Source organism: Actinomadura sp. 1N219, from assembly GCF_044326405.1.
Lineage (GTDB): Bacteria > Actinomycetota > Actinomycetes > Streptosporangiales > Streptosporangiaceae > Spirillospora.
On the sequence record NZ_JBIRAY010000024.1, the window covers coordinates 29,987 to 43,241 of the forward strand.

Genomic DNA, 13,255 nt, shown 5'->3' on the forward strand with positions numbered 1-13,255 from the left:
GGATCTTGCGCGTCCCGGACAGGTGAGGTCGCGGTGGTCCGAGTGACCTGGCTCCCGGGTTCGCCGACCCGGATACAGTGGCGCGTCCGCACCGGCCTCTCACCGGATTTCCCTCGGACAACCGCGGAACAGGGGGGACGGTACGGTCCCGCTCCCGCGGCTGTCAAGATCACGCATACCCAGGTCATGGGCCGGGACGGGTAACACTTCCGTACTCATTGCCATGACATGTGTCACCATGTGCGGTGTAGGCGATGGCGGACGAGGAAGCCGGTGCGATTCCGGCGCGGTCCCGCCACTGTGATCGGCGAGCGGATCCCGACGACGCCACTGCCCGCGCGAGCGGGCGGGAAGGCCGGGACGAGCATCGACCCGAGAGCCAGGAGACTCACGCGGTCGCCTCCTCGACAGGACTGGGGCGGATCTCCCCAGAGAGGAGAGGGCTGCATGCCCAAGGGCTCGACACGCCCGGCGCCGCGCCGGACGACCGCACGCCGGACGACCGCACGCCGGACTGCCGTGGCGACCGTCGGTTTCGGCACCCGTATCCGCGCCCGGGCGTCGGCGACGCTCGTCGCGGTCCTGCTGATCGCCGGATGCGGCGGTGACACCGGACGCGCCGGAGACGACCGCGCGGACGCGGCCCCGCCCGGCTTCCCGGTGACGGTGGCCAACTGCGGGGTGACGACGACCTACCAGCGGCCCCCGCGGCGCGCGGTGTCGCTGAACCAGCACGCGACCGAGGTGATGCTGGCGCTCGGCCTGGAGAAGTCGATGGTCGGGACGGGCTACCTCGACGACCGGATCCTCCCGGAGTTCCAGGCCGCCTTCGACCGGGTGAAGGTGCTGTCCGAGGAGTACCCGTCCTACGAGACGCTGCTGGCGGCCGAGCCCGACTTCGTCTACGGCGGATGGGCGAGCACGTTCGAGGAGAAGGACGGCCGCGGCCGGGCCGCCCTGAAGAAGGCCGGGATCGACACCCACCTCAACGTCGAGGAATGCCCCAGGGGCCCGGTGACCATGGCCACGGTCGAGGAGGAGATCCGGACCGTCGCCAAGATCTTCGGCGTGCCGGACCGGGCGGAGCGGCGCATCGCCTCGCTGCGCGCCGTCCTGGACCGGGTCGAGGCCCGGCTCGCCGAACCCGCGCCCGCCGCGACGCCGGTCAAGGTCGCCGTCTACGACAGCGGCGACAAGACCGTGTTCACGGCGGGCGGCGCGGGGATCGGCAACGAGATCATCCGGCTGGCGGGCGGGACCAACCTGTTCTCCGACGTGCGCAAGGCCTACGGGGACGTCTCGTTCGAGCAGCTGGCCGCGCGGGCGCCCGAGGTCATCGTCATCTACGACTACGGAGACCAGTCCGCCGACGCCAAGCGGAGATTCCTGCTGGCCAGCCCCGCGCTGAAGGACGTTCCAGCGATCAAGAACAGGCGGTTCGCGGTCCTGCCGCTGTCGTCCACGGTGACGGGCGTCCGGGCGGCCGGAGCGGTCGAGTCGCTCGCCCGGCAGCTGCACCCGGACCGTTTCACATGACCGGCGTCGCCGAGCCCCGCGTCTCCCGCGGACGGACGGCGGTCGCCGCCGCCCCTCGCGGCCGCGTCCGCGTTCCCTATCCGCTGGTCCTGGCGCTGTTCGGCGCGCTGGTGCTGGTGGCGGCCACGGCGGGAATCGCCGCGGGCTCGGTGCGGATCCCGCCCGGCCAGGTCTGGGGCATCCTGCTCCACCAGGTGCATCCCGCGCTCGCGGACCCGGACTGGCCGCCGGTCCGCGAGACCATCGTGATGGACGTCCGGCTGCCGCGGGTGCTGCTGTGCGCGGCGGTCGGGGCGGGCCTGTCGGTCTGCGGGACGGTCCTGCAGGCCGTGGTCCGCAACCCGCTGGCCGACCCCATGCTGCTCGGGGTGTCCTCGGGCGCGATGGTCGGCGCGGTGCTCGTGGTGGTGTTCCCCATGGCGTGGTTCGGGATGTTCTCGTTGCCGCTCGCCGCGTTCGGCGGCGCCCTGCTGGCCCTGGTGCTGGTGTACTTCCTGGCCCGCTCCGGCGGGCGGATGACCACGGTGCGCCTGGTACTGGCGGGAGTCGCCACCGCCGAGGTGCTCACGGCGGTCGCGAGCTACCTGGTCCTCACCTCCGGCGACCCGCGCGCCGCCGAGTCGGCCTTGCGCTGGATGCTCGGCGGCCTGGCCGGCACCACCTGGACCGTGCTGTGGATCCCCGCGGCCGTGGTGCTCGCGGGCACGGCGGTCCTGCTCGGCCTGTCCCGTCCCCTGAACCTGCTGCTGGCCGGGGAGGAGGCGGCCGCGGCCCTCGGACTGGACGTGCACCGCTTCCGCGGGGCGCTGTTCGCGCTGGTCGCCCTGATGATCGGCGCGATCGTCGCGGTCAGCGGCTCGATCGGGTTCGTCGGGCTGATCATGCCCCATGCGGTGCGGCTGCTGGTCGGCGCCGACCACCGCCGCGCGCTGCCGGCCGCGGCCCTGCTGGGCGCCGCGTTCCTGATCGTCACCGACCTGGCGGCGCGGACCCTGATCAGTCCCGAGGAGATCCCCGTCGGCATCCTCACCGCGCTCGTCGGCGGCCCCTTCTTCCTCTTCCTGATGCGGCGGAAGGCGGCGCGGTGAGCATGGACGCGACCCCCACGGGCACGCCCGCCACGGGCGCCGGGCCACCGGCCGGGACGCTGCGGGCCGAAGCGGTGACGGTCGTCGTCGACGGCCGGACGCTGGTGGACGCCGTCTCCCTGACGGCGGCGCCGGGGGAGATCGTCGGGCTCGTCGGCCCCAACGGCGCCGGGAAGTCCACCCTGCTGCGCACCTTCTACCGGGCCCGGCGCCCCACCTCGGGGCGGGTCCTGCTGGACGGCGAGGACATCTGGCGCATGCCGGGCAAGCACCTAGCCCGGCGCTTGGCCGCCGTCCTGCAGGAGACACCCGGCGACTTCGAGCTGACCGTGTACGACGTCGTCGCGATGGGCCGCACCCCGCACAAACGCGCCTTCCAAGGCGACGACACGGACGACCGCGAGATCATCACCGGGTCGCTGGCGGAGCTGGAGGCCGCGCACCTGGTCGACGCGCCCTTCGACCGGCTGTCGGGCGGTGAGAAGCAGCGCGTCCTCATCGCCCGCGCGCTGGCCCAGCGAACCGGGGTCCTGGTCCTGGACGAACCGACCAACCACCTGGACCTGCGGCACCAGACCGACGCCCTCCACCTCGTCCGCCGGCTCGGCGTCACCGCGGTCGCCGCCCTGCACGACCTCAACCTGGCCGCCTCGTTCTGCGACCGCCTCCACGTCCTGAACGCGGGCCGGACCGTCGCGACGGGACCGCCGGGGGACGTGCTCACGCCGGACCTGCTCGCCGACGTCTACCGGGTCGACGCCGAAGTCGTCGAGCACCCCCGCAGCGGCCACCCCCAGATCACCGTCCTCCCGGCGGAACACCGCAGGTGACGAGCAGGGACGTCCTCGCCGTGCCCTGAGCTGGTTCAAGGGCCGAAATGGACGTAGCCGGCCCACAGCGCCGGGTCGTCGGGGTGGCGGTCGCGCTGGGTCCGCATTGCCTCGTGGACGGCGGCCGCCGCCCGCGCCGTGTCGATCGAGCCCTCGGACGTGTGCAACCTGGCGTACACGTCGGCGGTCACCTCTGCCGCGACGGCGTCCTTGACCGGCCACAGCGTGGCGATCACGTGCTGGTATCCGGCGAGTTGGAGTGCGCCGCCGAGGTGCAGCGCCTCGTCCGGCAGGCGCCGTCCGCCGCGGGCGGTCTCGCAGGCCGACAGGAACGCGAACCGGGCGTGCCGCAGATGCATCCGCGAGATGTCCAGCACGGTGAACGGGCGCGTCCGGTGGTCGTGCAGGAAAAGCCGCCCCCGGCTCGGGTGCCGCAGGTCCTGCGCGGCGTGGCAGGCGAAGTGCGCCCACGCGTGCTCGTCCAAGGCGCGCCGGACGGCCGCGCGGTCGGCCTGGTCGCCGGTGAGCGTCCGGGTCGGGACCGGCAGGCCCGAGAGCAGCGACGACTCCCGCAGCGCACCCGGCAGGGACGGCAGGTCCGGCGTGCCGGGCATGGAGATCACCAGCAGCGACCTTCTCGATGGCGGCGGGTCGCCCTGCTCGGTGCCCGAGCGCAGTGTGCGCAGGCTGACGGCATAGGACGAGATGACCCGGTCCAGCACCGAGTCGCCGTCGCCGTCGCCGGACGGGTCGGCGGCCGCGGCCGCGTGGAAGGGCAGGAAGGTGAGCAGCCAGGTCGGGCACCAGTGCAGGTGGGGCCAGGGCCGTCCGGGCGCGGGCGGACGGGTGTGGCCGAGCGCGTCGAGGACGGGCCGGGCGGTGGTGCGCCAGAGCCAGTCCAGCACGTCGCCGATCGTCGCGTCGGCCGCCGCTCGCGCGGCCGGGCCGGCCGGGCCGGTCGGTCTGGTGCGCTGGTCGAGTGCGTCGAGGAAGGCGGTGACCCGCTCCCTGGTCTCCTCGACGGTGAGGCCCGGCAGCTCGACGACCCGCACGCCGGCGCCGGTGACCAGGAGCGCGTCCGACCCGAACTCGGCCGCGTTGACGATGACGACCGTCTGCCCGTCCGCCGGGCGCAGGGAGGAGAACCCCTGCGGACGCAGGAAGCCGCCGAAGCCGGGACGCGCCCGGATCTCGGCGACGAGGCCGTCCCATGCGCGGCCGAGGGCGTGCCGCCGGTCGCGGTCGCGGGTCGCGTCGATCTCCCGTCCGACCGCCTCCAGCCGGTCGGCGAGTCCGGGGTGCGCGGCGCGGAGGCGGGCGGCGTCACCGCGCACGTCGAGTGTTCGGTGGATGAGCACGGCCCTGCCCTGTTCGAGCAGTTCGACGGCCCGGCCCGGGTCGCCGGCCCGGATCGCGGCGGCCGCGGCCTCGTTCACCGTCCCGCTCCACAGGCCGAGCGCCTGCTCCTGGTCCGGCCGGTCGAGGCCGCGCCAGGCGAGCTCGGCCGACAGCGCGATGCCGTCGGCGAGGACGCCCAGCGCGTCGTTCCAGCGACCAGCCTCCGCGGCGATGCGCCCGGCCTTCCACGTGTCGCTCAACCGTCCGATCACGAGGTGGTCCGGGTCGCGGGCGTTCGCCTCCAGCAGGGACATCGCCTCCCGGTAGGACCGCTCGTCGCCGGTCAGCCGGTGCTGCTTGGCCAGCGCCTCCCCCAGGGAGGACGCGACCAGGAACCGGCTCGTCGGGTCGCTGATCTCCGCACGGCGATTCCGCAGGCCGGTCAGCCGTTCGCGCAGCATCCCGATGCCGCGTTCGAGGTCGTCCCGTTCCCCCGAGGCTGGGAACCGGGCGGTGAGCACGGTGCCGAGCTGGGCCTTGAGCGCCTGGTACTCCTCGGTGTCGTCGGCGATGCCGTCCATCGCCTCGGTCAGCATGGCGGCGCATCCGTCGGCGACGCCGGGGAGGCCCATCGTGGAGTCCGCCTCCAGCAGCACGGTGATCATCGTGTCGAGCTGCGCCGCCCGGTCCCGCGGGTCCATCGTGCGGCCGACGCGGTCGAAGGTCTCGCGGTAGTCGGCGAGGGCCTCTTCGAGCCCGGGCTCCTGGGCGAGCATGCGCTCCAGGACCACGTGGGACGCCAGGATGAGCCGGTAGAGATCGCGGAGCGGCTCGTCCTCCGGCAGGTCCCGGACGGCCAGGTCGACGGCGCGGAGCCGCTCCCGCGCTCCGCTGTAGTCGCCGATCTGGAACAGGTGGCTCAACTCGGCGACCAGCACGGGCAGCAGGAGCAGCTTCCGGCCGGGATGGTCCTCCGGGACGAGGTCGAGCAGCGGGCGGAGCTCGACGGCCGTCTCGGCCGTCGCCGCGAGCCCGGTGTTCCAGGCGCCCCGCTGGGTCAGCACCCGGAGCAGCCCGAGGGCGGCCCGCACGATGTGCGGATGCTCCGGACCGGCCGCGCTGATCGCGGGACGCAGCAGGCCGATCGCCTCCCGCAGTGCGTCCGGGTCCCCCCTCGTCTCGGCGACCTGCGCGAGCGCGAAGCCGAGGACGCCCAGCCGGTCGAGCCGCTCCTCGTCGTCGGCGGTCTCCGCCAGCGCCCGGCGGGCATCGGCCACGGCGCGGTCGAGCACCGGCTCCCCGCTGAGATGCTCGTGCCAGTTCACCATGCTCAAGGCCAGCTCGGCCCGGGTGGACGGGGTGAGATCGGCGAGCCGGTCGGCGTGCTCCCGCGCCTGCCCGAGGAGCGCGGCGGCGTGTCTCAGGCAGCGGCCGCGAAGCTCGTCCTGGGCGCCGGGCGTCCCCGCGAGCGACTGCGCGTATGTGAACAGGTCGTCGGCCCACGCGATGCTGGCCTCTACGTCCTGGTCGGTGAAGTCGTCCGGCCGCTCGTAGCGCGGGTCGAACACGCGGCGCAGGCTGAACGGCACCAGCCCCGGGTCGACCGTGTGCAGGCGCCCGTAAACGGCGAGCGCCAACTCCAGCTGGAAGCCCCCCTCGCCCGCGCGGAACCGGTAGCGGGCGAAATAGACGGCCGCCAGCACGATGATGAGGCGGAGATCGGACTCCCGTGCCCTGCCCCTCCCATGGCGCTGCGCGTACGGGCGGCGGACCAGGTCCTCGCGGAGCCGCTCGATCGAGTCCGCCGTCCCGTCCCCGGTCAGGCTGCGCAGCGCGGTCAGCTCGAAGGAGGCGGCCAGCTCGTCGATCTCGTCGAGCAGGGCGGCGTCGAGGGTGTCGTCGAGCAGCTTCGCCAGCGCCGAGACGAGCATGGCCTGGACGGCCGGATCGACCGGCCCCAGCCGGCGTCCGAGCGCTCTGGCCCGCTCGATCAGGATGACGGCGTGACGGCGGATCTCGGCGCCCGTCCGGCCCGCGGGGAGGTCGGCGGCGGACGCGAGCAGGTCGCGCGCGCACGACGACAGCAGCGAGAGATCGGCCTGGTCTCGCGCGGTCTCCGGCGCGTCCCGGTCGTACGACGGCACGAGGACGGACGGGACGAGCCCCGGGTCGATCGCGTGGAGGTGCCCGAACAGCGAGATCGCGAACGCCGTCCGGTCTTCCGGGACGTCGTCCGGCGCGGACGTGTACCGGTCCCAGCAGAGGCCGGCGAGTTCCTTGGCCACCTCCAGGTCGAACGCCGGGTCCAGCCCTGCCGCCGGAGGGAATCCGCGGCCGAGCCGCTCCTCGATCGCGCGCCGTACCTCGCCCGGCGGTCCCGCGTCGTCCGGGGACAGGACGTGGAACGCGCCGGCGAGGAGCGCGTCCATGACCGTGCGGTCGCGGTCCGGATCGTCCGCGCCGATCAGGTCCAGCACCCGGCTGGCCTCCACCACCGACCGGTACGTCACCGCCGGGCTCCGGGACCAGCCGATCACCACGCCATAGGTCAGGATCTTGGCGGAGAGCGACAGCGACGGATCCGTGCGCGGACGGCGGTGGATCACCGACGCCAGCGCGCCGAGCGACCGCCGCAGCGAAGCCCCCTCGTCACCGGAGTGGGAGGGGGACGGCTGCGGAAGGACGCGGGCCGCCGACGCCAGCCGTTCGAGCGCCTCCCCGAGCCGGAGCCGGTCCTGACCGCCGGGCGCGGAGGTCCCGGCGGCGACGGCGAGCGCGCCGATCCGGCGCACCAGATGCCCGGCGTGCGCCGGGGCCAGCAGGACCGCCGCCCGCGCGCAGGGCAGAGCCAGCCCGAGAAGGTCGTCGCGGGGACGGCCGACGTGGGCGTCGAATAGCAGCCCGGTCAGCTCGGCGCGGAGAGCCGGGCCGACCCCACGCGTCCGCAGGGCGAGATCCACCGCGCCGTGCGCGAGCGCCGCCGCATGGCGCCTGTGCTCGTCGCCTCCGTGGCCGATCAGGTCGCCCGCCGCGGCGATCAGCGTGTGCAGGTCGTCCTCGTACCGTCCGTCCGCCGTCGCCGGGTCGGCGGAGAACAACGGCGAGATCATGGCGGGGACCGCGGACGGGTCATGCGCGTGCACGCGGCGGAACAGGGAGAACGCGAACACGAGCTCCTCCGCGGGGGCCCGTTCCGGCAGGAACCTGTAGCGGTACCAGATGAGCTGCGCGATCCGCGCGGCCACCCGGACGTCGAGGTCGCCCCGGCCGCCGCGCCGCCCGGCCCGGAGATGCCGCGAACGCAGGTCGGCGGCGCTCTCTAGGACGTCGTCGTCCGCCAGGCCGCTGCGGACCTCCGCGACGACGGATCGGCGCTCGTCCTCGGGCAGGGCGCTGATCTCGTCCCATTCCGCCCATAACCGTTCGGCGGCTCTGACGGCCGCGCCCACCAGCAAGAGGTCGATCCTGCGCCCCAACCGCGCCCACCTCCCGTCAGATCAGCGAGAACACGATCAGCAGCGCGACGATCCCGGCGGCCCCGGCCAGGCAGGACCGCCACGGCCGTTCCCGGAGCCAGGTGGGCGCTCGCGGCCTCGTCCCCGAGCCCGCAGGCTGATCGGGCCGCGTGACGTAGCACGCCGCGATCGTGCTGATCTCGGCGCCCGAGATCGCCAGCGTCTGCCAGGCCCGCTCCAGCGCCTTCGCCTCGTCGTCACCGGGCGGCCTGATGGCCAGCGGCGCCGCGAGCAGGAGATCGCGTTTGGCGGGATCCGGCTCGGTCGAATAGCCGGCCGAATAGCCCGTGACGGTGGTGCCGTCCTTGAGCTGCACACTGAGGAACGCCCGCGCCCCCCGTCCTGCCATCCGGCTGAACGCCGTGTGCCATGCCGTCTCCTGGACGATCCGCCGCGCGTTCGGCGGGGTCAGCAGATCGTGCGCCGCCACGGCGTACAGCAGCGCGAGCCCGAGCAGGGCGGCCAAGCTGCGGATGGTCAGCGCGGGATGCCGGTCGACGTAGCGGCCGCCGTCGCGCAGCAGCGCGACCGGATCCACCGCTGAGCCCGTCACCAGCGCAGCCACCCCAGCCAGGGTCGCGGTCGCCGCCGCGCTGAACACCACCCCGGTCAGCACGACGCGGCTGACCTCGATGAAGGCGCTCTCGTCGCGGCGCGGACGGGTGCGCTGCCACAGCAGCTCGAACGCGGTCCCGGGTGTGACCAGGACCAGGAACACCACGACCGCCGCGACCGAGGAGGGGACCATCCCGGTCAGCGCGGCTCCGCCGGGCCGCCGGGAGGCGACGGCGGCTGGGCCGGTTCAGCGGGCGGCTCGGAAACGGTCTCGACGCCCTCGGACGCGTCCAGCACCACACCGCGAAAGTCGCCTTCCGCCTCGTCCGACGCCTGCGACCGGTCACGCTCACTCATGGGGGTGCCTCCCGGACGATATCGCCTTAATCGTCGCACGAACCCCCAAGCCAGGACGAGCCCACAACACGTCACGACCACCCAGCCCGGCCCAGTGCGCCGAGCCCCGCATCGCACTACTCGACAACGATCAGCGCAAGCCCACCAGCCCCTGACATCGAGCCAGCCCCTGCGAAGAGGACGCCGTAGGCACGCATTCGGTCAAGGCGAATGCATGACGTGAGGCGTGCCCAGGGGCCTGAGGTCGCGTCCGCCCTCGTCGACGAACACCCAGAACGCGTCCACCCCCGGCATCAGCGCAGCCAGGTCAGCGGCTCAGGCGCTTGAACGACCGCACGGGTGATGGCCGGCGGGGATGCCAACGCGCCGATGTCGGGCGGTGGATTCCAAGTCGTAGAAACCGACGCGAGTTAACACCCGCGGCGAGCAATACCTTTCCGGCGGCAGATTCGTCGACGGGCGCAGCTCACCGTTTCGCCGGGCCGCGCACGCCCACGCCGTCGAAGGTCGGCATCCCTGGTGCGCTGCGTGGAGCGGGTGGCGGCTCAGGGGGCTCCGAAGCTGATGCCCAGCACGCGTTCCACCGTGATCGCCGGTGTGGCCAGGCCGTACCTCATCGGATTCCCCGGCTCTTCCGGGTCGAAGCCCGACGCCCAGTGCAGACCGACGACTCCGTTCCCGTCCCCGATCACGACCGAGCCGGAGTCGCCCGACTCGGACCAGACGATGGAATGAGGGAAGTCGACGTGAATCTGGATCTGGTCTGTCAGCTTCCGCCTTGTGGAGGGCGGTGTGCCGACCGGGGGCAGTTGAGGGCGGTTGATGGGGTAGCTGCCTCTGACACCGGACGTCCAGCCGAAAGTGCGCCCGGTCGTCTTACCGCGTTTGGTGACGAGCATGGCGTGCTGGACGCCGATCGCTCCGCCGACGGGGCCGATCCCCTCGATCTCCGGGAGCGCGCCGACGTCCACACGGAAGATCGCCGCGTCGGCGGGCCCCTCCGGCGTGTCCTCCGGGAAAGACCAGTCGGACAGGGTGCCCGCATGGTCGCCCTGGACGCGGCCGAACGGTTCCGGCTCCGGCTGGATGATCTCGTCGCCCACCCGCCGTCCGAGGTCGTAGCAGAGCACGTGGTAGTTGCTCAGGCCGTAGGTGATCGTGGGATCGAGGGTGTCGGTGACGATCGCGCCCAGCGTACCGGTGTGCACGTCGGCATCCGTCAACTGGAAGCGGGCCGCGGCGATGGAATACCCTCCGCGAAGCGGACGGTGGATCCCCGTGTCGGGCAACGTGGTCTGGGTGAACACGAAGACCCGCTGAAGGAAGACCACGGGGAATGGGAAGCCTGCGAGTGCGACCTGCACCTCGAAGGGAACGTCATCGAGATCGGCGACGAACACCCGCAACGCCAGGTCGTCCGGGTCGGGCTGCTCCTCGTCGCGGACGCCGAAGTCGATGCCGGTGATGACTCCGGTCGCCAGCAGTGGCCCTTCCAGCAGCTCTCTAGCCGCAAGAACCTCCGGCGGTATCTCCATCGCCTCGTCCTTTCACCGCACATTACCGCGCCTTGGAACACGAATAACATGCCCGGCCCCCGCTTTCGACGCGGCATACATCGCCAAGGTCCGATATAGATTTCAATTTATGGCTTTCCAATGTGCTTGTCGAGAAAAGAGGGTCCAATGCGGAACAGATTATTCTTGGCCGGCCGCAAGCCTGATGATTTGTGCCTGGCCAAGGCGGCTCGTGCCCCCCACGAGCCGCCTTGGCCAAGCGCCCACCCGATGACGGCCACCGCCCCCGATCCCAGCCAGGTGAGCTCGCCCCAACGCTCCACGGCCGGCCACTGGCCCGTGATCCCCAAGCGGCGGGCCTGCCGTCAGACGTTGAGGTCCCGGCGCAGTGGATTGAGAGCCCAGCGGAGATCGCGCGCCGGGAGTTGCTCGAACGCGGCTGGCCGAGCATTGCCGTGGACGGCGTCCTCGACGCCCAGGCCGAACTGGTGACCAACCCCGGGCCGGTCACCTCCACAGTGGAGAAGGTCACCGGGGCGGCTGCCCGCACGTTCCGCGAGTGGGTGGTCGACCACTCCAGCGTCTTCCGCGACACGATGAGAGCAGCCCGTATCCACGAGTACGGCGATGCCGACGTCATCCGCTATGAGGAGATACCGCTACCCGTGCCCGACCCGGATCAGGTGCTGATCCGGGTGGCGGCGACCTCCTACAACCCCTCCGATGCCGCACTCCGTGCCGGATACCTGCAGGACGTGCTGCCGGTTGAGCGTCCTACATCCTGGGCTTGGACGTCGCCGGCACGATCACGCAGACCGGAAGCGAGCCCGGCCCGCTCACCGCGGGCGACCAGGTGATCGGCCGCCTCTCACTGCGGGACGACGCGTCCTGATCAACGGCGCGGGTGGCGGCGTCGGCGCGGTCGCCGTGCAGCTCGCCAAGCGCATCGGCGCGACCGTGGTCGCCACCGCCGGTGGACGCAGCACCGCGGCCGTCCGCGCCCAGAGGGCCGGCCAGATCATCGATTACATCGCCGCGTCCCTGGCCGACGCGCTCGACGACAAGGTCGACGTTGTCATCAACCTCGCTGCGATCCCGCCTGCGGCGGCGGCCGACCTCGTTCCGCTGGTCCGGGAGGGCGGCGTCATCGTCTCGATCGCCACGCCGATCGAGCCGCCCGACAGTGCGCGAATCACCGCCGTCCACTTCGTCGCCCGCAATGACTCCGCCCAGCTCGCCGAGATCGTCAAGCTCATCGACTCCGTCGAGATCACCGAATCCCACCGGCTGGCCGACCTCACTCTCGTCCACGACAGGAGCCAGGCAGGCCAGACCCACGGCAAGATCACCGTCATCCCCTGATACGGCGTCCACTTCGAGCCACGCGTTATCCATGCGTTCGACGGCGAATCGTCCAGGCGGCGCTCTACCCTCGGATCGCTATTACCCAAGGAAGGGTTGCCATGCTGGCCAGACTGCTGCACGCGTTGTTCAAGGGCCTGTTCGCCGTCGTCATGACCCTGTTGCCGACGTCCGTTCCCGCCGTCGCCACCCTCGTGGCCGTCGGCTCGACCGTGGCCATCACAGCCGGCTGTGCGGCCGGGGACGATGACGACGGCGGCGATGACGATGACGGCGGCGATGACGACTGATCGTCCGCGCCGCGTCGTGCTGCCCACCTGCGTTCGCTGTCGGCGCTTGGCCTGACAGCGGACGATCTGTTGCCGGGCTTCTTGACATCGTCTCCAATTCTCTACTTAATAGGTAGGGAAAGTTTGGCGCGGCGATTGGTGCGACGACCCCGCCGGCTGCTGCGGGTTTCCGCGCCGTCTGGAGGAGTTCACATGACCGTGACCGACGAGTATCTGGCCAACAACGCCCGCTACGCCGAGAGCTTCGACGGACCGCTGCCGCTGCCGCCGTCCAGGAACATCGCCGTCGTCGCCTGCATGGACGCCCGGCTCAACGTCTACGCCATCCTCGGCCTGGGCGACGGCGAGTCCCACGTCATCCGAAACGCCGGCGGTGTCGTCACCGACGACGAGATCCGCTCGCTGGCGATCAGCCAGCGTTTGCTGGGCACCACGGAGATCATTCTCATCCATCACACCGACTGCGGGATGCTGACCTTCCGCGACGACGAGTTCAAGCGCGCGATCCAGGACGAGACGGGAATCAAGCCCCCGTGGTCCGCGGAGGCGTTCCCCGACCCCGACGAGGACGTGCGCCAGTCCATCGCCCGCATCAAGAACAGCCCGTTCATCCCGCACAAGGACGCCGTCCGCGGCTTCGTCTTCGACGTCGCGACCGGCAAGCTCAACGAGGTGACCTGACCCGCGACCGCGACGCCTCGGCCGCGGCCCTCGAAGTTGACGCCCTGGCTCCGGCGGGTGCTCGAAGGTGGGTCGCGGCGCGCCCGACGCGCCGCCGTGCCGGGGTGGCGGTCGGGCTGACCTGCGCAATACGGACTTGACACATATTTTTCCTACCATAATTATAGGAATATGGCGCACGCACTGACC

At 72.0% G+C, this 13,255-nt stretch carries 11 protein-coding genes and 2 riboswitches; of the genes, 7 read left to right on the top strand and 4 right to left on the bottom strand.

The genetic code is table 11. From position 1 onward, the window contains the following. Positions 1-42: 42 nt before the first annotated feature. Positions 43-112: riboswitch (cobalamin riboswitch) on the bottom strand. 99 nt (positions 113-211) lie between these two features. Beyond that, positions 212-411, top strand: a riboswitch (cobalamin riboswitch). A gap of 36 nt (positions 412-447) precedes the next feature. The 3 genes from ACH35V_RS39875 to ACH35V_RS39885 are packed head-to-tail and all read left to right on the top strand — an operon-like array spanning position 448 to position 3,454. Beyond that, on the top strand, positions 448-1,536 hold the full coding sequence (locus ACH35V_RS39875) for an ABC transporter substrate-binding protein (RefSeq protein WP_395980083.1): 1,089 nt from the start codon (positions 448-450) through the stop codon (positions 1,534-1,536). Then, on the top strand, positions 1,533-2,624 hold the full coding sequence (locus tag ACH35V_RS39880) for a FecCD family ABC transporter permease (RefSeq protein WP_395980084.1): 1,092 nt from the start codon (positions 1,533-1,535) through the stop codon (positions 2,622-2,624). The genes ACH35V_RS39875 and ACH35V_RS39880 overlap by 4 nt, the downstream gene beginning before the upstream one ends. Positions 2,625-2,626: 2 nt before the next feature. Continuing rightward, complete coding sequence (locus ACH35V_RS39885; protein WP_395980134.1) at positions 2,627-3,454, top strand: ABC transporter ATP-binding protein; 828 nt, start codon at positions 2,627-2,629, stop codon at positions 3,452-3,454. Positions 3,455-3,489: 35 nt separating this feature from the next. Here ACH35V_RS39885 and ACH35V_RS39890 read toward each other — a convergent pair whose 3' ends face one another. The 4 genes from ACH35V_RS39890 to ACH35V_RS39905 form a co-directional block, all read right to left on the bottom strand. Beyond that, entirely contained in the window at positions 3,490-8,268 is a 4,779-nt protein-coding gene (locus ACH35V_RS39890) for a CHAT domain-containing protein (protein ID WP_395980085.1), read from the bottom strand. A 16-nt stretch (positions 8,269-8,284) separates the two neighbouring features. Next, a complete protein-coding gene (locus tag ACH35V_RS39895) occupies positions 8,285-9,055 on the bottom strand; it encodes a DUF6338 family protein (protein WP_395980086.1) in 771 nt (256 codons plus the stop codon). A gap of 5 nt (positions 9,056-9,060) precedes the next feature. Next, entirely contained in the window at positions 9,061-9,219 is a 159-nt protein-coding gene (locus ACH35V_RS39900; RefSeq protein ID WP_395980087.1) for a hypothetical protein, read from the bottom strand. A gap of 545 nt (positions 9,220-9,764) precedes the next feature. Next, positions 9,765-10,754, bottom strand: a complete 990-nt coding sequence (locus ACH35V_RS39905; protein ID WP_395980088.1) for a hypothetical protein — start codon at positions 10,752-10,754, stop codon at positions 9,765-9,767. Positions 10,755-11,158: 404 nt separating this feature from the next. Here ACH35V_RS39905 and ACH35V_RS39910 point away from each other — a divergent pair, with 404 nt between their 5' ends. From ACH35V_RS39910 to ACH35V_RS39925, 4 genes are all read left to right on the top strand, one after another. Beyond that, a complete protein-coding gene (locus ACH35V_RS39910; protein WP_395980089.1) occupies positions 11,159-11,590 on the top strand; it encodes a hypothetical protein in 432 nt (143 codons plus the stop codon). Between the two features lie 70 nt (positions 11,591-11,660). Further along, a complete protein-coding gene (locus ACH35V_RS39915; protein WP_395980090.1) occupies positions 11,661-12,095 on the top strand; it encodes a zinc-binding dehydrogenase in 435 nt (144 codons plus the stop codon). 101 nt (positions 12,096-12,196) lie between these two features. Further along, the gene (locus ACH35V_RS39920; protein WP_395980091.1) at positions 12,197-12,385 is read left to right on the top strand and encodes a hypothetical protein; all 189 of its coding nucleotides are present in this window, start codon (positions 12,197-12,199) and stop codon (positions 12,383-12,385) included. A 192-nt stretch (positions 12,386-12,577) separates the two neighbouring features. Next, the gene (locus ACH35V_RS39925; RefSeq protein ID WP_395980092.1) at positions 12,578-13,066 is read left to right on the top strand and encodes a beta-class carbonic anhydrase; all 489 of its coding nucleotides are present in this window, start codon (positions 12,578-12,580) and stop codon (positions 13,064-13,066) included. Positions 13,067-13,255: the final 189 nt, after the last annotated feature.

Bases quoted from the DNA above. Each gene is read 5' to 3' on its own strand.
- ACH35V_RS39900 (WP_395980087.1), bottom strand. From the start codon at position 9,219: ATGAGTGAGCGTGACCGGTCGCAGGCGTCGGACGAGGCGGAAGGCGAC.
- ACH35V_RS39895 (WP_395980086.1), bottom strand. From the start codon at position 9,055: ATGGTCCCCTCCTCGGTCGCGGCGGTCGTGGTGTTCCTGGTCCTGGTC.
- ACH35V_RS39880 (WP_395980084.1), top strand. From the start codon at position 1,533: ATGACCGGCGTCGCCGAGCCCCGCGTCTCCCGCGGACGGACGGCGGTC.
- ACH35V_RS39875 (WP_395980083.1), top strand. From the start codon at position 448: ATGCCCAAGGGCTCGACACGCCCGGCGCCGCGCCGGACGACCGCACGC.
- ACH35V_RS39905 (WP_395980088.1), bottom strand. From the start codon at position 10,754: ATGGAGATACCGCCGGAGGTTCTTGCGGCTAGAGAGCTGCTGGAAGGG.
- ACH35V_RS39920 (WP_395980091.1), top strand. From the start codon at position 12,197: ATGCTGGCCAGACTGCTGCACGCGTTGTTCAAGGGCCTGTTCGCCGTC.
- ACH35V_RS39925 (WP_395980092.1), top strand. From the start codon at position 12,578: ATGACCGTGACCGACGAGTATCTGGCCAACAACGCCCGCTACGCCGAG.
- ACH35V_RS39885 (WP_395980134.1), top strand. From the start codon at position 2,627: ATGGACGCGACCCCCACGGGCACGCCCGCCACGGGCGCCGGGCCACCG.